The following is a 20,926-nucleotide window of genomic DNA, read 5'->3' as shown; positions in this document are numbered from 1 at the left end:
TTATCTAAAAATCAAATTATCTTTTTTCTGCTTTCTGAGCGACCATGTGATCAATTCCATAAACACTGGCTCCCATTATTGCAATGACTACGAAAAAAATTGCAGTAAACATATGTATTCCCTCCTGTTCACAAAATCGACATCTCTTATTTCCTATTGTGCAAGATTTTCAGTGAAAAAGAAAGCGTTTACGACAAAAAATCGTCACATTTTCGTATATTCCGATGATTTTTAGTTATATCGAGTGAAATTCAGATAGTTGACGAATGAATTCATATCCTTTAACATAACAACTGTTCTTTACTTTCGTACGTAAAAGCAAACAAGCATAAACGCAACATAGAATTAAGGAGGTGGAAGCATGCGTATATCCTTTCGTGAATCCGCAGCTGTCCTAGGAGTTAGTATCATTATATTATTATCTGTCATATTCGGTGCCAAAGCCGAACCGCACCTCGCCATATTATCCAGTCTGATTTTTGTCGTAGCTTATGCCGCTTTTCGTGGCTTTAAATACGAACAGCTGGAACAACATATGATCAATGGTATTCGTGAAGCAATCAAACCGATCTTGATCATGTTACTTGTCGGTATGACGATTGCTGTCTGGATGATGAGCGGAGCTGTTCCGACACTCCTCCACTACGGACTTGAAACACTTTCTGCAACATGGTTTGCACCAAGTGCTTTAATCATTACGATGATTGTTTCCACGTTTACCGGTAGCTCCTTTACAACAATCGGAACGGTCGGTGTTGCTTTGATGGGAATCGCAGTAGCACTTGGTGTCGATCCTGCCCTTGCCGCCGGTGCCATCATCAGCGGTGCCTGTTTCGGAGATAAGATGTCTCCATTATCAGATACAACGAATTTTGCACCCGGAATCGTTAATGTCTCTGTCTTTGACCACATTCGTTTTATGATGGGAACGACAGTGCCCGCCATTACAATCACTTTCATCCTCTTCTTCATCTTCGGACAGGGAAATGGCGCAATTGATTCGCAAACCATCGGGTCTACGCAACAAGAGTTGGCGCTTCTGTTCAATCTTTCACCTTGGACACTACTGTCCCCTTTACTCGTGATGATTCTTGCATTACGAAAAACTCCTGTCGTTCCGACTTTGATCGCCGGCGTCCTAAGCGGTCTGCTATTGACGGGATTGACACAAGGCAACTGGAATGTCGGACAATGGATGAGCGTCATTCAAAATGGATTAAAGATCGAAACAGACAACAACACTGTCGCGAGTATCGTCAGTAAAGGTGGTCTCCAGTCGATGATGTGGTCCGTCTCGCTTGTCATGCTCGCTCTGGCTTTTGGTGGCGTTCTTCGCGGGATTGGCGTCATTGATGTCATCATCGAAAAAACGGTTTCAAAACTAAAACGGGATGGCAGTATTATCTCATCGGCTGCTCTTGCTTCAATCGGGGTCAATTTTATGGCCGGTGAGCAATACCTGTCGATTTTGTTACCCGGTCAAGCATTTAAAAAGATTTTTAAAGATCGTTCGATTGATCCGCGCTTCCTCTCACGCGCTCTCGAAGACGGGGGAACTCTCGTGAATCCGTTGATTCCTTGGGGCGTATCCGGTGCCTTCTTCGCATCCACACTCGGTGTTCCCGTTACCGCGTACGTACCATTTGCCTTTTTCTTATTGCTTTCCCCGTTCTTCACATTTGTGTTTGCCTTTACTCGTCCAACTAAAAAGGTTGCCGAAAACTTGGTGGCTTAAACAATATCTTTCACCGAATAGTATTGAGAGTAGAACTGATTTTTCAGTTCTGCTTTTTTCTTGGAAAATTATTTAAAAATATATTCATTTTCATTTTGTTTGACAAATATTGTACAGAATTCAGCAATTGCAAATAAACATGTGTAAATTCAAAAGGAAATGGGAATATACCAAATATAAGATTAAAAAATTACAGCGAATTATAAAAAGAGAAACTTGCACCTGACCCTGAGGATGCGTTCGATGTAATTTTGTAGGAGGAGTTCGATTATGATCAAACGTGGCACACTGGAACGGCTTGATGGCAAATATGCTGTTCTTCTCTGGGAGAACGGTTCAAGTTTCATCCCCCGTCGCTATTTGCCTACTGAAGCAAGGCTTGGTGACACAATATTATTCGACGGATCAAATTACTCAATTGACGCAACCAGTTCTACTCAGTCTTCCTTTCAAACGTTTTCGTTTCGGCAAATGGGTTGACATTTAAAAAGCCATCTGACCGCTTAAAATGACTAGCAGACACATTGTCTCGAATAGTCGTTTCTTGCGACAGATGGCTTTTGTACGTTTAACGGATATGGAGTGTCTGTTGTTCACAGTTGGGACAGGACGTTTGTGTGATTTCATCCAAAGAAAGTCGAACCAACACCGATTTATCTTGTTCACACCGATGGATCGGTTCAATGATTGACGACCTCAAAAACAAGGCACACCAAAATCGTGTTGAGATTTGTTGACATGTCGGACACTGAAATACATCATATTGATGCGGTACCCACCCGTCCTCAATTTCATCGATGTGGGCGTGGTACGTTCGAATCAAATCTGCCCGAATCCGGTCATCAATTTTTTGACGACTGACTAACGGCTCTTGATACGGCGGAACGAATAAAAAAGGTAATGCTGATGCGTAATTATCCATACCATAAGTCAACACGGACGGAAATCCTTTCCACTCTTCTTGCTGACCGACTTCAATGACTTGACGATACGTACACACCGTACAATATAATTCCATCCGGTTATCCTCCGATCTTCCGCACCATTTCTTTCAACATTTCTTCCGTGACCGGTCCTACATGTTTCCCGACAATTGCCCCTTTTTCGTCAATAATATAAGTAGCTGGCATCGCCACTAGTTGATACGTTTTCTCTGATTGTCCTTTTGTATCGTAAAGTACCGAGTACGTAATAGGATTTTTTTTCAAAAACTGCTCCACGTCGCTCAATCGTCTTTCTGCGGTCGTCACATTGATCCCATACACCGGAATCGATGTTGACTTGGCGAAAGCATTTAACTCTGGTATTTCCTGCTGACATGGAGGACACCAGGTCGCCCAAAAATTGATGACGATGAGTTGATTCGTCAAATCAGACAATTGAATCGGTTGACCGTCTTGTTCTATTTCGAGGTCAGGCGCTTTCATTCCTGTTTCGAGTCCACCTTCTGCTTGTTGTTTCGCCTGGATTTGTTGTTGGTTTTGTTTGGTCTGGTACGCGCTATAACTCGTATAGGCAATCCCTGAAATGATTACTGCTGCCATCAGGTACATTACATATTTTTTCACTGATTTCGTCACTCCTCTATGTGTTCAGTGTAGCAGAATCGTCCACTTATTTTGTGACAAAAAAGGTAGACTGTGTGGGCTCACCTTTTTTGTCCGTCTTGTATGAAATTTGTTTTGCGTACAAAAAAACAGGAGCTGGATATTCTCCAACTCCTGTTTCCTGATTCAGACCGACTTTTCTTTCGACCTTTATACGTTCAGCGATTTTTACATCATTTCGTTAATTATAACGTGGTAATTGCTTTTTCACTTGGCGGTTGTCTTTAACGCTTCCAACTGCTTCATCTCCACCAAGCGCTTCGTTTAATGCCGTTTTACCTTCTTTAACTTCCAGGCGGCGATTAAAGACCGCTCGGTTGTCGACAGCAGCGACCAGGATTGAAGCAACATCCGTTTCCGAAATTGTAGCTTCCTTAACATCCTTCAAGTCTTCATCAGCCTCAATTAATCCGCGTCCTTCTCCGTCAACGATGTCAACCGGACAAATGATGGTGTAAGTGAGTCCGCTATGTTCAATCTGTTCTTCCGCTGCGTTTTTTGCAGCGTAAAACGGATACATTTCTTTTTTAAACTGATTGGGACGATCAGCACCATAGGCACTGAGGAGGACGAAATGACGAACACGCGCCTTTTTCGCAGCATCAATCGTTTTTAAAGCAACCGTCCGGTCGAGTAACTCGATTTCCGTAGGTTCCCCGTCAACACCGGCTGTCGCTGCACAGATGACAGCATCCTGACCGGAAACACCCTGTTCGATGACTTTTTCGAGTTCTGTTTCGATATCGACATAGTGCGCCTTGACACCAAGTTTTTCAAATCGTTCCACCAGGTGTTGATGGCGGACGATGACCGTAACTTGATGACCTTTTGCGAGCGACTTGACGACACGAGCTCCGATTGTACCTGATGCACCTACAACTAATACTTTCATATGATAGGTCCCTCCTCGATAGATTAGTCACCTTTAGTAATTTCCACTGTTCGAGAAAGAACAAACCCGTTTTGAAAAATTAATCATTTTTTAGTATCCCATAAAATGTCGTATCGAGCTTCGCACGTAATTCCTTCAGCTCTTTTTCTTTCGGGAAATCATAGAAAATACCATTCATCCGCTCACTGACACCTTCAACTTCAAAGTGTTCCCGTTCTGAGAACAAAGCGAGTGATAAACCGGCTGACATCATCTGACGGAAGCTGACATCTAAATTCATTTCTTCCTTCATATAGCGGTTCGCTCCGGGAATACTGGACCAGCCCGTCGGTTTCATCAAATGCGTCGCCACTGCTTGAATGACTTCCGATTGACGATTCGCCCGTGCGACGTCTGTATCCGTTTTACGGTGACGGGAATACGCTAACGCCATCGCTCCGTCCATATGATATTCTTTCCCTTTTTGGAAGGAATACTGATTGGCTTTTCCGCTCGCATCTTGTTCCGAGAAGGTTCCTGTCGAGACTAAATCAACCCCTCCGATTTCATCAATTAATCCGATGAAGCTGTCAAATGAAATGACAATCTTACTGTCGATCTCTTGATCCAGAAGTCCACTGACTGCACTGGTCGTACAGTCTTCGCCACCGTAAGCGAACGCATGGGTGATCTTATCTTTTTTCCCGTTTTCACAGTCAATCGGCGTATACGTATCCCGCGGAATCGACGTCAATTGAATTGTCCGCGAGAGCGGTACGAATTGCATGACGGACAGTGAGTCTGATCTCGAACCGCGCAGCGACTCTCCCGGTCGCGCGTCACTTCCGATTAGAAGAAACGTAAACGGTTGTGATCCAAAGATAATGGCCGCAATCACGACAAGTAATAAGAAACCAATCAGCTTTGATTTGAATCGGCGTTTCTTTTTTGGGACCGGCTGTTTTTTCAATCGTTGCTCAGAACCTGCTTCACGTACTGGTTCTTTCGTTCTGCCGCTTCTTGATGCACGGCGTTGGCTAAAACGATTCAGCGCTAAACTAATTAATCGGGTTCCTGAACGTACGATGGTTACGGCACCCGATTGCAGACGTTTTGCATTAGATGCCTTTTCAGGAGCAGCCTCATGCGCGCGCGATCGTCTTGACGGCTCGTCTAAATAACGTTGACTGGCAGATCGTCCGCTCTCACGAGGTGCATCCGCGAATTCCCGCGATGCCTTTTCCTGCTCCATTTTTTCTGATTCACGCAACTCTTCCTGACGTTTACGTTCTAGACGAGAACGTCCTGAATGAAATTCTTCCATAGGTTACCTCCGTATCAATCTCGGGCTAAATGTTTTTCCTGTAAAAAGTCACGCATATACGTCCGTTTCGGATCCTTCATCGAAGCAGCCATCTGATAGACCCAGCCTTCTGTCCGGCGTCCATCCGTCCGTTCGCCGTAGTATGCAGACGTTTCATTTTCATACTGTGACAACAATCGGCGCATCGTGTCGTCATTAGTATACGTATTCCGGTGGAAGACCGCATCCATCGGAAGGCGGGGTTTTTTCCCTGGCTGTTGATCAGGAATCCCTACCGCGACTCCGAATAATGGAACGACATGGCTCGGCAACGCCAACAGTTCACTCACTTTGGCAGCATCATTGCGTAGCGAACCGATATAGACTGTCCCGTATCCTAATGATTCCGCTGCAATGACTAAGTTTTGGGCGGCTAAGCCGGCATCGACCGCACCGACAATCAGCGCTTCCGTCGTTTCGACCGTCCGATCGACGGAACCTGATGCGATTTCTGCTGCTAAGATATGCTTATGATAATCGATACAAAAAACGAAAAAGTAACTGTTTTCCGCGACATAGGATTGACCGCTCGCCACACCTACCAACTGTTGTTTAAGTCCTTCGTCCTCGATGCCGATGATGGCATAGGCCTGCTGATAAGAAGACGTAGAAGCCGACTGTGCAGAACGAACGAGCGTCTCAATTGTCTCTTGATCTAATTGATGGGGCTTAAATTTACGGATAGACCGGTGGCTAAGTAATTGTTCGATTGTTTCATTCATGAATAATCGCTCCCTTTGATTAATGATTCTTTTAACGATAGGCAAACATTTAAGTAAGTGCAAATGTTAGATATCCATGTTCAAAAACAATCGTCTGTTAATTCCGCCCGCTGTCGGTTACTTCTTAAAAAAATCGGGAAAAGGATAGAACTAGTGTTGTGTCTTTTTGTCGAAGGAGGGCGATCATGAGAATTCGTAAGCTCCGTCTTTTACTTGAACAATATGGCGATACGACCCTTCGCGACATCATCGTAGAAATCTATCGCCAGCTCCCCAAACAAGTCATCGAAGAAAAAGACCTTGATTTGATGTTATCCCAGTTTGCTAAGTATAAAGGACTACAAAAAGAACACGACCAACCGACCGTTGAACAAACCATCGAACAAACGGAACAATTCATCCAGCTTGCTTATGATTTTCACTATTTGGAGCCAAATGAGCTCATCTCCATGCGCGAACAAAAAAACTGGTATGTGACTGCGAAACGCCTGCTCAAACACTTACGGCATTATATCGGTCGGAAAAATGGAACACGGGTTGCTTTTGAGGAATTCTTTTTTTTACTCTCCTCAGCTGCCGGAGAAGAACCGCTTTTTTTAAGTAATGATCCCTTCCGGTTGATTAAAGTGACGCAAGTGGAATTGTTCGAGGAACTTGTCGGTTATTATAAACTTGATGCATCAGACCAGTCTTGGATGCAACGAGCCATATATACAGCTGTCAAAGTGCCAATCGATGTCGACACGGAGCGAAGTGATCTCTTCCTTGCCGTCCTCACCCACTGCACGAATGTGAGTGAACGGGAATCCTATGTCGCATTGTTGAACACACATGCGAAGAAACTTCAGATGAAAGTTCGAATCGACGCAGATATTCTCGTGTTATATCAAGAGATACGTTTTGCTGAACTGCATGCCCTAATCGCCTTACGCGAACTCGAACGTGCTGAAGCAATGCTGTTTACAGAATATATCCCTTATTTTTCACATCGTTCGACACCCTTCCGGTATTATTTGGATTTGCTTGAAAAGGCCGGATTAAATGACGAACACGACCGAATCGAACGGGTCGGTCGTCGAAAACATATTCATTTTTAAAAGACAATGTCCGGTAAAAAAACGACGATAGGTTCTCCGGTAATCCCCGAGAACCTATCGTCGTTTTCCTTTAGTCTGTTGCATTCACGATTCCTAATCCGACTGTCGCAAGTAACGCAATGCAGGCGAATAAAAAAGCCATGTCATTTGGTGAGTCGAAGCCATCATAAGTCGGCTCTTTTTGATCCGTGATAATCTCATCCATCGTCCCGTAGCTACCGTACGTCGTGGATTCCCGGACGATTGTTTCTTTTTTTTCGATTTCCTGTGCTTGGATAGGATTCATGCCAATCAAGATCCAAAAAAGGCCTAACGCCATCAGCAGTTTCGCCATCTCATCACCACCTAATCATTTACCTTAAATTTCAATTATAACCATTTTAATGCCATTTATTTGTTATACTTCATGTACTGGCTTTCATTTTTTCTGAAAGGACGTGCACGTGTTGAACATTTTATCGTATGATCAGTTATCTCATCCACAACGCCGTTTGGTCCATCATTTACTCCGCACCAATCCGTCTCCCCCTTCATCATTTTCCTATCCACCGACCGAACATCAGCAATGGACGATTTGGAATGAAGAGTGTGTGCAGGCTACGCTCGGATTTCATGTTTTCGAACATTCTGTTCAGCTCTTAAATGCTTCCTACACCGATTTACAGGCATTCCAACGTCTCGCACATTATGTCCATTCACAGGCACTTTTGTTTTCTCCCCGTCACATCGATGTCCAAATCATACCGCCTTACGACTTTGGATTTGTCACGACTTGGAACGCTTTAGGTTACTGTTTATCCAGTGAACAGTTTCGGCTGATTGGTCTGACACACGATCGACCTGCCTCCGTCCAGTTCAAACCTCTCTCCTCACGTAATCGGCATTTGTTCTTGACGATTCGTAACGACGCCATCCGTTATTCTGAATTTCTTTTTCCTTACGATGCTGCCCATCTTGATTATTTAATCGACCAAGGTGTTTTGCCTTATCTCGTCTATGACAAGAAAACGATTGTTGGAACCATTTTAATGGAACAGCATAAACAAGTCGTCCGCCTTTTGGAAATTGCCTGTTTGCCGCAATTAAAAAATCAAGGCTACGGGCGCCGGATTTTAGACACCTTCCAAACGAAGTTACACAAGAAAAATATCTTATCGTTTGAAGTGTATTGTTGTTCTACACATCAAGAAGCGCTTCGTCTGTATCAGCCGACTGCTTTTTGTGATATTCAAATTTTTTCGAATTGGCACCGTTACTCCTCTGAAGCGGTTTCGTTAGTCACGTAACCGCTGAACGATGTCCACGTATTCATCGAGTACATATTGATTGTCGAGTTCCTTAAAATCAATGCCTGCCTGTTGTTTTAATTGGCTGCCGATGACAAATAAACTTTCGTAATAGTCCGTTCCCATGCTTGCCGCAAGACCCGGCTGATGATTATGGAACGCCAACAATGCATCTTTTACGATTTCTTGCTGATTTGGTTCCGTCAAAACATCCTCTAACATTTTCGGAAATTGTTCAGTCTGGCGACCGACGATGGCATAAAAGAGCGGAAAATGTTTGGCATACTGAAATGCTACTTCGTAACGGGTATTATCAATGATTGGTCGGACACTTTCGAACTTTGCTCGTTGAAGACGTTCAACCAAGCCGACGGTCGCCGGATGTTTAAACAGAGAAAGGCTCTGTTCATCCAGTGCTTGTTCGTGCGTCAACAATAAGACGATATCCAGTGTGTTGATTTCATCCGTTTCAAGAAAACGGTCACTCCGTTGCAAAACCGTTGTGTAATCGAGGTACAAACCTGAATCGACGGCAAGTTGAAACAAGACGTGATCATAGACGGTATATAGACCTACCGGGAAAGATAACGGCTGTCTGACAAGCGACCGGTGGCCTTCCACTGTCATGATTTGATTCAAATCCAGTCCATTCGTAAGTAATTGTTGAAAGAGTGACGCTCCCTGACCGCTTTCTGCCAACTTTATCAACAGGCGATCCACCTCGATCAGCGGTTGTTTCGTCTCAAGGGCTAAAGTAAGGTGTTTATCTGATTGCAACGCAACGGCTCGTCCGATAAAATTCAAAGCTTTTCGTTCTTGTTCTGTCAATAGTTGATTGTATGTCTGAAAGGTTTCACTCTCAAGTGTAAGAAAAGCAGTCATCGCTGGAGCGATTGCTTCGTTTTTAACAAATCTTTTCATAATTTTAGTCCTCCTGCATGTTGTCTCTCTTCGTAGTGTACGCAATATTGAATCGTCTTGAAAGGCTCAAAAAAAATCTTGGTGGCTTCTACGGAAAAGGAAGCGACCAAGATTTTCATTTTTTACTGACCTGAAGATGTGAATTCCGGAATGCTTCATCCTGTTTTCCGGTTTTTTCGACACTGGTTCCAATCGAACCGCTGTATTCAATCTGTTGTTTAGGCTGAATGAATTTATAAGTGATGGCCGGTTCACCGCGCAGACGTACTTTAATCACTTGACGATGTTGAATTGAAAAAGAGGCCTTTACTTCGAGTAGTGACGTTTTATCGATGTCATGTTGTGCCTGCAACATCTTCGCTAACTGCTCTTCCGCACTGCGCTGGCTGCTTTGAAGTTCAGCGTAGGAAATTCCGACAGCAAACGACAACACGCCAATCAAACTTAACGCGAGAATGACCAGTACTTTTTTCAATGACTGACTCACCTCCAGACAAAGTTCTTCCTGCTCTCTTCATCGGTTCGTCCGTCCTATTCCTGAAGTCTTTTTGAAACTTCCTTTACGCTCATCTGCATGTCCAGATGGGGAATTCCGTCCTCCAAATATACGTCCGATATTTCCTTAAAACCAAATGAACTGTAAAATTGTTTTAAATGTGCCTGAGCCTGAAGATCAATCAATGCTTCATCCTGTCCTTGAATGTGGGCAATCGCTTCATTCAGCAGTCTTCTCGCTACACCGTTTGACCGGTAATCGGTTTGTACCGCCACCCGGCCGATTGCGACTGCGCCCGACGGCTTCCTCGGTAAGATACGCAGACAGCCAATCAAGCGTTCCCCGTCGTACGCTAGACCATGCAGCGCCTCTTGGTCACGGTTATCGAGTTCTGGATACGGACAGTTCTGTTCTACCACAAATATATCCGTTCTTAATTTTAATAATTGATATAAGCGTGCACCATCCAACTCATCAAATGCCATCCACTTCGTGTGATACATACCTGATCCGCTCCTCTGTACTTTTGAAAAATCAACCTCTGAACAGCCGGGATAACCGGCAAGAATAAATGACAACTGGAATTCCGTTAAAAATCGTATCTTTCTCCCATTGTAACCCATTCGCACGAGCGACATTTTGCGAAGAATGATTTTTTGGGTGCATGATTGAAATCAGACGATCATGTCCCCGTTCGAACGCTTCACGCATTAATCGTTTGGCCGCTTCCCTGCCATACCCTACTTTCCAATGAATGGGCGTCAACCAGTAGCCGACTTCTAATTCATCGATTCCATCAACTTGTTGTAAAACTAATCCGGCAAAACCCACGGGTTCATGCGTCTCTTTTTTGATCAACAGTAAAAAACCTGTTTGCCGTTCATCCTCATAACGATCGAATTGACGTTCGAACCAATTTCGCGCCTCATCTTCTTCCAGCATGACACCGCCGTTGATATACCGCATGACTTGTTCATTTTGCACAAGACTTTTATAAAAAGTAAAATCTTCTTCTACAAACGGTCGCATTTCCAGTCGTTCACTCTCCATTTCAATCCCCCGCTTTCCGAATAACAGTCTTTTCTTTATTTATCCCTTTTTTACTTTCATTCATTCCTAATCCGTTCATTTTTATAAAAAGAAAACAACATATACATGTTGATTCGATTACATTCTTCCCGAACAGCTTGCTTTTTATCTGTCAACTCTGTATTTTGGGAACAGTATGCTAAACATCAATCACGGAATTAGTGTAAAATATATTTTGAGCGTTTTTTTGGCTGAATGGAATTTATGAAAAAGGACTGAGACATGATGACTGAGCAATTGTTAGCTGGATTATATGAAGGTATTGCAAAAGAAGCTGTTTTAATTAATGAACCCTTAAAAAACCATACGTATACGAAGATGGGTGGATTGGCAGATCTTTTCCTCATCCCGTCGACATACGAAGAAACTGCCTTCGCCGTCCGGTATGCGTACGAAAATGATCTCCCGTTGACGATGCTCGGAAACGGCTCGAATCTCGTCGTCCGTGACGGGGGTATCCGTGGGATCGTTTTATCTTTTGAAAAGTTAACGGATATTTCGGTTGAAGGTCACGAACTGATTGCTCAAAGCGGTGCTGCGATTATTCAGGCTTCACGTATCGCCTACGACCATGCTTTAAGCGGGCTTGAATTCGCCTGCGGTATTCCCGGAACGATTGGCGGAGCCCTGATCATGAATGCCGGAGCATATGGCGGAGAAGTAAAAGACTGTCTCCACAGCGCAACCGTCTTGACACGTAAAGGCGAGTTATTGAATATCTCACAGGAAGAGCTTGAGCTCGGATACCGGACGAGCTGTTTTTCGAAAAAAGAGTACATCATTTTAGAAGGACGTTTTTCACTAACAGAAGGCGATCCTGCTCTGATCAAAGAAATGATGGATGATTTGACACATAAACGTGAGACAAAACAACCACTTGAATACCCTTCTTGCGGGAGTGTCTTTAAACGACCGGAAGGATATTTCGCTGGTAAATTAATTCAGGATAGCGGATTACAGGGTGCACGCATCGGTGGTGCAGAAGTTTCTCAAAAACATGCCGGTTTCATCGTCAACATCCAAGACGCGACAGCGACTGACTACATTTCGCTTATTCGCCACGTGCAGGAAACCGTTCAAGAAAAGTTCGGCATCTTACTTGAACCTGAAGTGAAAATCATCGGAGAAGAAGCTTAATTCTTTTCAAGCACATCAGATCAAAAAAGGGAGCCACCCGACATGTTCATCATGTCCGGTGGCTCCCTTTTTTCTTTCCAATACGCAAAAACCTTTATCAGATTGCCCAGTTTCCGTCACGCATCAGTGGTTCGCGTGTACCATCAGGCAATTCGCCGTCAATTGACATCTGACCTGAACCAATCATGAAATCGACATGTGTCATTGAATCGTTCGCACCTTGTGCGGCTAATTCTTCGTTCGACAAACCTGGTCCATTTTCAAGGCAAGTGGAATAGGCGCGACCAATCGCCAAGTGACATGAAGCATTCTCGTCAAACAACGTATTGTAGAACAAAATACCGGAATCTGAAATCGGTGAGTGATGAGGCACGAGGGCCACTTCTCCGAGATAACGGGCACCTTCATCCAATGAGATGAGTTCGTCAAGCGCTGCTTGTCCCTGTTTCGCTTCAGCTTTAACGATTTTTCCGTCTTCGAACCATAACGTGAATTCATCAATCAGGTTCCCGCTGTAGCTGAGTGGTTTTGTGCTTGACACATGACCGTTGACGCCCGTTTTCTTCGGTAACGTGAAGACTTCTTCCGTCGGCAGGTTGGCGATGAAGTCGACGCCATCCGCATTCGGTCCACCTCCACCGAGCCAGACGTGACGCTCCGGCAATTCAATCGTCAGTTCTGTACCTGGTGCTGAATAATGCAACTTATTGTATTTCTTTTCTGTCAGGAAGGTAGCTTTCGTCCGCAAGTTGGCATCATGTTTCTCCCAAGATACGACCGGATTGTCCTGGTCGACACGTGTCGCTTTCAAGATTGCATCCCATAGGTCTTCTACAGCGTTTTCTGAGTCTGGGAATACCTTTGCCGCCCAAGCATCTGACGGCGCTGCAATGACGCACCAACTGACGTTATCGCTCATGACGAACTTGCGCCAATTTGCCAACGCAACACCAGCGGCTTTGTTCGCTCGTGCAATTCGACTTGATTCCACACCGTTCAATAAATCCGGATCTTCACTGACAACGGACAAGAAGGCTGTTTTTTCCTCTGCCAATTGATCAAAACGGGCTTTTAACCATTCCGGGAACGCATCAAATGAATCTTCCGGTGCATCAAAATAACGGATTTTCGTCATTTCGTCATCTGACCATTGAACGTAGACATTTGAAGCTCCCACTTCATAAGCAACACGCGTGATTTCACGGACTAACGGTGCATTTTCAATCCCCGCCCGAATTTCGAGCTGTTGACCGGCTTGCAGGTTGATTCCTGTACGTACGGCAAGTGCAGCATACTTTTTTAATTGTTCTTGAGTCGGCATTATGTAATCCCCTTTCAACTATTACTCTTATTTTCACGAAATAGTTGCAATTTTGCAAGAAATAAGGCGAAACTAGAGATACAGAAGGAGTGTTGATGATGGAATTTACACCAGGAGATTTTAAATCCGCTTATACCTATTTCCACCGACAAGCATTAACAGCTGTCGGAAATGCGAAAGCACAAGAAGACTTATTAATCCAAGGAGAACTCGGATTAGCCCGGTTGACGACAGACCTTGCCTCTGAGGACGGCTCGGATGTCGAACGCGAAGCAGAACTTGTTCTTTACTTCCAACTCAAACAGTTGCTCGACATGTTACGCGCTTTGTACAACAAACGTTTCGAGATGCAACCGGAACAGGAGCAACTTTTATTGACCGCTGTTCTTTACTTCACGTCCCCGGTCGATGCTTTACCTGACGAAAATATTTTAGGACTGTTTGATGATGCCCAAATCGTCGAGGCTATTTATGAAGAACTGGCCGCAGATGTTGATCGTTTTCAACACCTTGAATGACAACAGGCACTAATGGCAGACATCAAAAAAAGAAGGATCCGATTTTTTCATCGGATCCTTCTTTTTTGCTCTTCAACGCATAGAACTTACCATTTTACGCTTTTTGTTTTGAAGCGATATTGATTGTTGCGGCCTGTTCGTTCGATTGATCTACTTCAAGCTTCGATTTATTGAGCCATGTGTAAACCATTCCCATGAACAGTGCTCCACCGATAATGTTTCCCAACAACGCCGGAACCAGGTTATGAACCGCGCCGGCAAAGGAAATCGCTTCCGGATGCGGGACGACTAAAGCAAGTGAGAACAATGCCATGTTGGCAATGACATGGTCAAAGCCGGATGCAAAGAATACAGCGACCAAAATCATCATCATCATGATTTGTGCGAGTTCATTTTTCATGTTTTTCGGAATGAAAATCGCTAGACAGACCATCCAGTTACAGAAAATGGCTCGTGTAAAGATCTCCCATGTCGTATGATGAATTTTCGTCTCGGAAACAGCAAACAACCAGTTCTCCATTCCAAGTTCCTGAATAATCCCTGTTTGTGAGAAAAGTAAAGCGAAAGCGAGTCCACCGAGACCGTTTCCGATGAAACATAATGTCCATACTTTAAACGTATCCATTTTCGAAGTGAAACCACGCATTGTCGACGTCGTGAAATACATCGTATTTCCGGTAAATAATTCTGCTCCCCCGTACACGATCAAGACAAGCGCGACACCAAACGTTAACCCACCGACCAGTGTCGTAACCGGTGATTCATTTAAATATAAACCGTTGATTGCTTTAAGTGTAAATATGATGGCAAAACCAATGAATACTCCTGCTAACATCGCTCGAACCAAATATTCGAGCGGACGCATCCGTAGCATTTGCGTCGATTTGACAGCTTTTTTCCGTAATCCTTCTAATGCTTCTACTTCATTCATTGTAGAAACCCCGCTTTCTTTTGTTCAACACTTCACAATGTCTGTTCATTTATTATCATACTTCCATCTTATAAGATGTTCAAGTCATGAATAGACACTATTTAGCGTTTTATTAAAAGAAAAGGATGTAACCGATACCATTGTGTCAAGTTTGTGAAAAGTGCTTTTTCTTGGTGAATACAACTACTTTCCAGGAAGGATCCGCAACGATTCTTGGAACTTTTCAAAGAATACCGCCCGCCTGGAATCTACGAGTACATAGTCCTCGACAACGACACGATTAAACCGGTTTGCGGAAGAACTGGCACGTTCAATATCCCGGGGTGTATAGTCTTCAATACGTAGTCTGTCCATATCAAACGTGACATCAGAAAATGAGTCCCGATAATGAATTTGAAGTTCGGATAAATCAGATACACTCAAAAAAAGTGCTAACGTATGATGCATGATCAACTTGGATAAACGACTTTCCAAAAATGAGGCCTTGCCGGATTCGATCATCTTCCCGCTGCTTCCTGTCCAGTCCGCCTGTTCTTTTTCGGTAGGTTTGTATGTCAGCTTGACTGCCGTACCATCCACTGTTACACCGGTCAGCACTTCGGAAAACGGCAACTGCTTGACCAATTCTTCAATCGCAGCGGTATTGGACACTGATGTCCCGACATGACGTGCAATGACATGACCATCTTTAAAACTTTCTTCTTCCGGTGGCTGCTGCTGATTCCAGACGACCCACGAACCTGCCGACAGCCCGATCCCGATACACAGAATGAACAGTATGATTTTTTTCAAAAAAATGCTCTCCTTTCTTAAAACCAGCTGATTTTATTGTTCTTTTTTCAAATCAGGGGTTGAATTAATCTTCATATCAGCGTACTCTTGCAGGCAGATACTTTATGGAGGAGGAGCATGAGATTTCTCATCACTTACAATGAAAACTAAACAGCCTGCAAAGAAAAAACGTACAGAGAAAATCGGTTTTCTCTTGATTGGGACATTGCTGTACTCGTTGTACATCAGTCTTCTCTTGTCGCCAAACGATATCGGATCCGGCGGAATCATGGGAATCACACTTATTGTTCAGGAATTATTCCACACGCCAATTGGTTTGACACAACTTGTCTTAAACATTCCACTTTTTTTACTTGGATTTCGTTTTTTGAGAAAACGTTTTATGTTTTTATCCGGTCTCATCGTCCTGGCTTCATCATTTTTAATTGATTGGATTCCGACGCAAATCGTTCCGGAATCCTTAAATGATCCACTGGTTGCTTCCATCTTTGCCGGCCTCGTCTCTGGTTTAGCGATGGCTTTAATTTTCTTTGGCGGCGCCTCGACAGGCGGACTCGACATCCTCGGAAAATTCTTTTATGCCCGCTTTCACAATTGGCCGCTTCCCCGTATTTTTTTAATGCAGGATTTAGTCATCTATGTACTCGTCTGGTTCGTATTTGATTTGAAGCATGTCATGTATGCGTTAATCATGAGTTTCGTTCGGGCGAAAGCACTTCAGACGGTGTATAGTTTTTACTCCGCTTCTAAACAATGTATCATCATTTGTGAAAAAGCCGATGAAATCAATGAAGTAATCACAAAAGAACTCGGACGTGGCGTAACAATTCTTGATGCACGTGGCGGTTATTCGAAACGGACGAAAAAGATGGTCTATGTCGTCGTCCAGAATAATGAAATTCTCAAACTCCAGGAAATTGTGTCCTCTGTCGAATCAAACGCTTTTGTTACGTTTTCTGAAATTCATACGGTCTTCGGGAACTATAAAGAACACTCCTATTCTTTTTAATCGTCTAACATTCTGTAGCCGCTACACTCGTTGTAGCGGTTTTTTGTGTATAATACGCAAAATCAAAGAAAATGTTCCATATTTTTTTGAATAATCCTTCACTTTTTGGGAAATAGTGGTTAAGCTAATGACATTAAGTTTTGTAGAAAAAGGATGGATTGTATGAATCAACTATGGCGGCACTGTATCATCCTCATCCTGATTGTCAGTCTGTTTGCCTCGATTCCCCTTTTGTATGCCTTAAGCGGATATCGTACGATTTCTAATTTGACGGAAGAGATGCATACACAAGATATTCTAATGATTAAACAAGTCGACCAATTGATCGAACATAATCGCGATCGGGCAAATGCCGTTCGCGGCCTGTTATTATATGAAGATGACCGTTACATTGAACAATATTACTTTTCCACTTCTAAAGTTCATGATTTGCGACGTGTACTGAATTCATCCAATCAGACACCCGGTGCGGTTAAAGATTTACTATTACGTAACAATGTGTGGGAGGAAGAGATTCAAGAAGTTTTTACCGTTTACGAAACAGATCATCCGCAACGTGCTAAAAAATTAGCCAAGCAAACAACTCAAACCACACAAACGATTCTTGAAGACTTGTCACAAATCAAAGAAAAATTATATCGTGATCTTGAACAAAAATTGGAATTGACTACTGAAATGACGGCAGAGTATAAACGTATGTCCTTCAGCCTGTCGATTTTAGCTTTTTTGTTGATTGCAACGACTATCATCTTATTTCACCGATCTAAAAACACAACAAACACGTATCGTCCATGAGAACGATACGTGTTTGTTGTGTTGTTCAGTACACTCAAGAGGACGCCTTGCCTTCATTTACATGCTCCATTGCTAAGTGAACGAGCGACGATACATGATGATCGTCCAGCGAATAGTAGACGACCTTACCTTCTTTTCTATATTTCACCAGTCCTTGTTTCAACAAGGTACGGAGATGGTGAGAAGCTGTTGCAATCGAACAATCCACCGAAGCCGAAACATCACAGACACAAAGTTCCTCTTCCACCGTCAAGGCGTAAGCAATCCGTAACCGTGTGGCATCTGACAAGACTTTGAACAACTTTCCAATGTCTGTCGTTGGAATCGTATCGACGACTTGTCCAATCTCTTCTGCACGTACTTGATCAATGGCAATCGTTTCACAACGTGGTGCATCCACCGTCATCACCTCTTTCCCTTTCATTCCACCATCGTTTCAAGTGAATTGCAAGAAAATCACTTCAGGACTCAACTAGTGCCTGCTATTCCAAAAATCAGAAACTCAAAAAAGTCTGTTTCCCGTCGTTTAGAGCGGAAAGCAGACTTTTTCATTGGACATTCCTGTTTGAATCATCTTTTCATTTCTCACGGTTTCGTCTTGAGATCGCGTAAAAGAACCAGCCACCTAAAAAATTTCCGATATCCCAGACAATCCGGTTTGAATCGACAGCACGCACACCGATATCGATCACGCCTGTACTTTTCAAACGTTCTTTATAGCGGTTCCGTAAAAAGCATGGTAACGGAAGAGGTAACATCATCCGGTAAAAAATATCCAGATGTGTGTGCCCCCAGATTTCAGTTGCGATTGAACTCGTTTGGATGAGCAAGGAACGTTTATACTGTTGTCGGTATTTATTCTTTAATAAAACAGCTAATTGATACGAATAACGATTCGGGAAAGGAAATAGAGCTGCACCTAAATGATATTTCCCGCGATTATCGATTCGAATGACTTGTGGTTCGATTTTATACCGAATCCAGCGTCCTCGAAATCGAACAGACTGCCATTTCACGACCATCACCTCTACGTGAACTATACCCTGCCTGAGGCGCTCTGACGCACTTGTTTCACGGTCGTCTTAAACTTTTTCGTCGTTCGCTCAATGTCTTCACTTGCAAATAAAGCTGAAACAACGGCATATCCGTCCACTAGAGAACCAAGTTCCGGAACGTTTGTCTCAGTAATTCCACCGATTCCCACCAACGGGATATGAACGGCTTTACGAATCTGTTCCAACGTCGCTCGCGCCATGAATGTCGCATCTTGTTTCGTTGCTGTCGGAAAGAGTGAACCGACCCCTAAATAATCTGCGCCTTCCCGTTCTGCTGCAACAGCTTGTTCCACTGTTGAAACAGAAACACCAATCGTCGCTTCCGGTAACAAACGGCGCGCTTCAATTAAGGGAATATCATCTTGACCGATATGCAAACCGGCATCGACCAGCAAAGCGATATCAATCCGATCATTGATAATGAACGGAATATCGTAACGTGCGGTGAGATCTTTTAATGCAATGGCTGATTCCAGAAAAGTTTTACCGGAACTGTCTTTTTCCCGTAATTGAACAACCGTTGCGCCTCCTTTAATCGATGCTTCGACGGCGTCTGCCAGGGAAAGATGTGGATGCAAGCGTCGATCGGTCACGGCATAAATCAAATATTCAGTGTCCATTCATTTATACCTCCGGCAAACTTTTTTCTGTCATCAAACTCACTGCATCGAACAGCCCGGTTCGAAAACCTCCGATACCGGGAGAATCCTCAGCCGACTCCCCTGCTTTTCCCATAGCATACGTCCCAAATACGGCTGCCTCAAAACGATCGTATCCTGCTCCTAAAAACGTCGCAATCAAAGAAGCGGTCATACATCCCGTTCCCGTGACTTGGCCAAGACGTTTCGTCCCGACATCCAGATGATACTGGCGATTTCCATCTGTCACAAAATCAATCGGACCCGTTACGACGATGAGTTGTTTCGTTTCACCTGCAAAGGTATGGACACTTTGAAAATCCAGGGATTCTCCTTCGGCAACATCCACTCCTTTCGTTCGAGCGGCCTGTCCGAGCAATGTCTTGATTTCCGATGCATTTCCTTTGATGACCGTAAAGGTGATTTCATCCATTAACTGCTTCATAAAATCTGTTCTTAATGTCGTCGCTCCTGCGCCTACCGGATCCAAAATGACCGGTTTCCCCAATCGGTTAGCCGTTTTTCCTGCTAAAAGTTGGGCTTGGCGCATGTCCGGATTGATCGTCCCTGTATTGATTACGACGGCATCTGCGTGCCTGACCATTTCTTCCACTTCCAGCAGATCATCTGCCATCACAGGAGAGCCACCAAGTGCCAGTGTCATATTGGCGCAGTCATTAATGGTTACAGTATTCGTTAAATGATGAATCAACGGTTTTTTATCATGGATGCGTCGTAACATGTGTATCCCTCCAGAGTTCATGAAAATGATGCGTCGGACCAACACCGCGTCCGAGCGCAAAGCCGTGGCGAATGGCTTCCGTCACATAACGTTTTGCATAACGGATGCTGTCTTCCACTGAAAGACCGAGTGCAAGATAGGAAGCGATGGCAGCAGATAATGTACAGCCTGTACCATGGGTATGACGGGACTCGATCCGTTCTTGTTCAAAGACGACATATCGCCCGTCTGTATATAAAAGGTCAGTAGCGTCCCGTCCCTCCAAATGTCCGCCCTTGAGCAAAATAGCACCCGTCCGTTTTTCAGCCAGTTTTTCCGTCGCCTGTTTCATATCGGCAAGCGAGTGAATCGTTCCGCCAATCATCCGCTCGATTTCAGGAATATTCGGAGTCACAAGTGTAGCCAATGGTAACAGCTGTTCGAGCAAGGCATGTTCTGCATCCGGTTGCAATAAGCTATAACCCCCTTTCGCGACCATGACCGGGTCGAGAACAACCGGAAGTTGATGTTTTTCCAGTTGTTGTGCAATCACTCGGATGGTGTCTTGATTGGAAACCATTCCAATCTTGACCGCATCGACACGGATATCGGAAAAGATGGATGTCAGCTGTGCTTCCACGAGCTCCAGGGATACGTCCTCGACCGCTTGAACACCTAACGTATTTTGTGCCGTAATCGCCGTGATGACGCTCATTCCGTATACACCGAGTGCCGAAAACGTTTTTAAATCTGCTTGAATTCCAGCTCCACCTCCGGAGTCGGATCCAGCAATCGTCAATACGTGTTTCATTCCAATTCCTC

26 protein-coding genes are annotated in these 20,926 nt (G+C 44.0%); 8 read left to right on the top strand and 18 right to left on the bottom strand.

Going from position 1 to position 20,926, the window contains the following annotated elements; all coding sequences use genetic code 11:
* Positions 1–361 precede the first annotated feature (361 nt).
* Positions 362–1,735, top strand: coding sequence for a Na+/H+ antiporter NhaC (gene nhaC, locus HNY42_RS04340; protein ID WP_188005169.1), 1,374 nt, complete (start codon positions 362–364; stop codon positions 1,733–1,735).
* Positions 1,736–2,005: 270 nt separating this feature from the next.
* Positions 2,006–2,215 carry a DUF3006 domain-containing protein gene (locus HNY42_RS04335; protein WP_026829204.1) on the top strand — a complete coding sequence of 70 codons (210 nt, stop codon included), beginning with the start codon at positions 2,006–2,008 and terminating at the stop codon, positions 2,213–2,215.
* Between the two features lie 88 nt (positions 2,216–2,303).
* Here the strand turns inward: HNY42_RS04335 and HNY42_RS04330 are convergent, their stop codons facing one another.
* From HNY42_RS04330 to nfsA, 5 genes are all read right to left on the bottom strand, one after another.
* Positions 2,304–2,753: a hypothetical protein gene (locus HNY42_RS04330; protein ID WP_188005168.1), complete on the bottom strand. Its 450-nt coding sequence runs from the start codon at positions 2,751–2,753 to the stop codon at positions 2,304–2,306.
* A 4-nt stretch (positions 2,754–2,757) separates the two neighbouring features.
* Complete coding sequence (locus HNY42_RS04325) at positions 2,758–3,303, bottom strand: TlpA family protein disulfide reductase (protein WP_131504246.1); 546 nt, start codon at positions 3,301–3,303, stop codon at positions 2,758–2,760.
* A 220-nt stretch (positions 3,304–3,523) separates the two neighbouring features.
* Positions 3,524–4,234: an NAD(P)H-binding protein gene (locus HNY42_RS04320; RefSeq protein WP_131504247.1), complete on the bottom strand. Its 711-nt coding sequence runs from the start codon at positions 4,232–4,234 to the stop codon at positions 3,524–3,526.
* A gap of 79 nt (positions 4,235–4,313) precedes the next feature.
* Positions 4,314–5,537 carry an LCP family protein gene (locus HNY42_RS04315; protein WP_255508421.1) on the bottom strand — a complete coding sequence of 408 codons (1,224 nt, stop codon included), beginning with the start codon at positions 5,535–5,537 and terminating at the stop codon, positions 4,314–4,316.
* 14 nt (positions 5,538–5,551) lie between these two features.
* Entirely contained in the window at positions 5,552–6,298 is a 747-nt protein-coding gene (gene nfsA, locus HNY42_RS04310; protein WP_131973629.1) for an oxygen-insensitive NADPH nitroreductase, read from the bottom strand.
* 185 nt (positions 6,299–6,483) lie between these two features.
* Here nfsA and HNY42_RS04305 point away from each other — a divergent pair, with 185 nt between their 5' ends.
* Positions 6,484–7,395, top strand: coding sequence for a hypothetical protein (locus HNY42_RS04305; RefSeq protein WP_188005167.1), 912 nt, complete (start codon positions 6,484–6,486; stop codon positions 7,393–7,395).
* A gap of 70 nt (positions 7,396–7,465) precedes the next feature.
* Here HNY42_RS04305 and HNY42_RS04300 read toward each other — a convergent pair whose 3' ends face one another.
* Entirely contained in the window at positions 7,466–7,729 is a 264-nt protein-coding gene (locus tag HNY42_RS04300; RefSeq protein WP_188005166.1) for a hypothetical protein, read from the bottom strand.
* Positions 7,730–7,838: 109 nt separating this feature from the next.
* Here HNY42_RS04300 and HNY42_RS04295 point away from each other — a divergent pair, with 109 nt between their 5' ends.
* Positions 7,839–8,681: a GNAT family N-acetyltransferase gene (locus HNY42_RS04295; protein WP_188005165.1), complete on the top strand. Its 843-nt coding sequence runs from the start codon at positions 7,839–7,841 to the stop codon at positions 8,679–8,681.
* Here the strand turns inward: HNY42_RS04295 and HNY42_RS04290 are convergent.
* From HNY42_RS04290 to HNY42_RS04275, 4 genes are all read right to left on the bottom strand, one after another.
* Complete coding sequence (locus HNY42_RS04290) at positions 8,670–9,602, bottom strand: hypothetical protein (RefSeq protein WP_188005164.1); 933 nt, start codon at positions 9,600–9,602, stop codon at positions 8,670–8,672. The genes HNY42_RS04295 and HNY42_RS04290 overlap by 12 nt on opposite strands.
* A gap of 115 nt (positions 9,603–9,717) precedes the next feature.
* Positions 9,718–10,077, bottom strand: a complete 360-nt coding sequence (locus HNY42_RS04285; protein ID WP_131504253.1) for a hypothetical protein — start codon at positions 10,075–10,077, stop codon at positions 9,718–9,720.
* A 56-nt stretch (positions 10,078–10,133) separates the two neighbouring features.
* Complete coding sequence (locus tag HNY42_RS04280; protein ID WP_131504254.1) at positions 10,134–10,601, bottom strand: GNAT family N-acetyltransferase; 468 nt, start codon at positions 10,599–10,601, stop codon at positions 10,134–10,136.
* 31 nt (positions 10,602–10,632) lie between these two features.
* On the bottom strand, positions 10,633–11,148 hold the full coding sequence (locus HNY42_RS04275; protein WP_131973634.1) for a GNAT family N-acetyltransferase: 516 nt from the start codon (positions 11,146–11,148) through the stop codon (positions 10,633–10,635).
* 261 nt (positions 11,149–11,409) lie between these two features.
* Here HNY42_RS04275 and murB point away from each other — a divergent pair, with 261 nt between their 5' ends.
* Complete coding sequence (murB, locus tag HNY42_RS04270; protein WP_114596878.1) at positions 11,410–12,324, top strand: UDP-N-acetylmuramate dehydrogenase; 915 nt, start codon at positions 11,410–11,412, stop codon at positions 12,322–12,324.
* A gap of 97 nt (positions 12,325–12,421) precedes the next feature.
* Here the strand turns inward: murB and HNY42_RS04265 are convergent, their stop codons facing one another.
* Positions 12,422–13,645 (bottom strand): aminopeptidase, encoded by a 1,224-nt coding sequence (locus HNY42_RS04265; protein WP_188005163.1) that lies wholly within the window; start codon positions 13,643–13,645, stop codon positions 12,422–12,424.
* A gap of 98 nt (positions 13,646–13,743) precedes the next feature.
* Here HNY42_RS04265 and HNY42_RS04260 point away from each other — a divergent pair, with 98 nt between their 5' ends.
* Positions 13,744–14,163: a DUF1232 domain-containing protein gene (locus HNY42_RS04260; RefSeq protein WP_233494596.1), complete on the top strand. Its 420-nt coding sequence runs from the start codon at positions 13,744–13,746 to the stop codon at positions 14,161–14,163.
* Positions 14,164–14,257: 94 nt separating this feature from the next.
* On the opposite strand, the gene HNY42_RS04255 is transcribed toward HNY42_RS04260, so the two are convergent.
* Both HNY42_RS04255 and HNY42_RS04250 read right to left on the bottom strand, forming a co-directional pair.
* On the bottom strand, positions 14,258–15,094 hold the full coding sequence (locus tag HNY42_RS04255) for a formate/nitrite transporter family protein (RefSeq protein WP_188005162.1): 837 nt from the start codon (positions 15,092–15,094) through the stop codon (positions 14,258–14,260).
* 183 nt (positions 15,095–15,277) lie between these two features.
* The gene (locus HNY42_RS04250; protein ID WP_131973636.1) at positions 15,278–15,886 is read right to left on the bottom strand and encodes a hypothetical protein; all 609 of its coding nucleotides are present in this window, start codon (positions 15,884–15,886) and stop codon (positions 15,278–15,280) included.
* Positions 15,887–16,025: 139 nt separating this feature from the next.
* Between HNY42_RS04250 and HNY42_RS04245 the strand changes: the two genes are divergently transcribed.
* Both HNY42_RS04245 and HNY42_RS04240 read left to right on the top strand, forming a co-directional pair.
* Complete coding sequence (locus tag HNY42_RS04245) at positions 16,026–16,895, top strand: YitT family protein (protein ID WP_114596883.1); 870 nt, start codon at positions 16,026–16,028, stop codon at positions 16,893–16,895.
* A 162-nt stretch (positions 16,896–17,057) separates the two neighbouring features.
* The gene (locus HNY42_RS04240; protein ID WP_131973637.1) at positions 17,058–17,690 is read left to right on the top strand and encodes a CHASE3 domain-containing protein; all 633 of its coding nucleotides are present in this window, start codon (positions 17,058–17,060) and stop codon (positions 17,688–17,690) included.
* A gap of 34 nt (positions 17,691–17,724) precedes the next feature.
* Here the strand turns inward: HNY42_RS04240 and HNY42_RS04235 are convergent, their stop codons facing one another.
* The 5 genes from HNY42_RS04235 to thiD all read right to left on the bottom strand — a co-directional run bounded on the left by HNY42_RS04235 (position 17,725) and on the right by thiD (position 20,915).
* Positions 17,725–18,090: an ArsR/SmtB family transcription factor gene (locus HNY42_RS04235; RefSeq protein ID WP_114596966.1), complete on the bottom strand. Its 366-nt coding sequence runs from the start codon at positions 18,088–18,090 to the stop codon at positions 17,725–17,727.
* Positions 18,091–18,268: 178 nt separating this feature from the next.
* A complete protein-coding gene (locus tag HNY42_RS04230; protein WP_255508420.1) occupies positions 18,269–18,712 on the bottom strand; it encodes a hypothetical protein in 444 nt (147 codons plus the stop codon).
* 14 nt (positions 18,713–18,726) lie between these two features.
* Positions 18,727–19,365: a thiamine phosphate synthase gene (gene thiE, locus HNY42_RS04225; RefSeq protein ID WP_188005161.1), complete on the bottom strand. Its 639-nt coding sequence runs from the start codon at positions 19,363–19,365 to the stop codon at positions 18,727–18,729.
* Positions 19,366–19,369: 4 nt separating this feature from the next.
* A complete protein-coding gene (thiM, locus tag HNY42_RS04220; protein WP_188005160.1) occupies positions 19,370–20,125 on the bottom strand; it encodes a hydroxyethylthiazole kinase in 756 nt (251 codons plus the stop codon).
* Positions 20,106–20,915: a bifunctional hydroxymethylpyrimidine kinase/phosphomethylpyrimidine kinase gene (gene thiD, locus HNY42_RS04215; RefSeq protein ID WP_188005159.1), complete on the bottom strand. Its 810-nt coding sequence runs from the start codon at positions 20,913–20,915 to the stop codon at positions 20,106–20,108. The genes thiM and thiD overlap by 20 nt, the downstream gene beginning before the upstream one ends.
* Positions 20,916–20,926: the final 11 nt, after the last annotated feature.

The organism is Exiguobacterium sp. Helios (assembly GCF_014524545.1).
GTDB lineage: Bacteria > Bacillota > Bacilli > Exiguobacteriales > Exiguobacteriaceae > Exiguobacterium_A.
The sequence above is the reverse complement of the archived record's forward strand: the minus strand, read 5'-3'. Positions and strand labels throughout refer to the sequence as shown.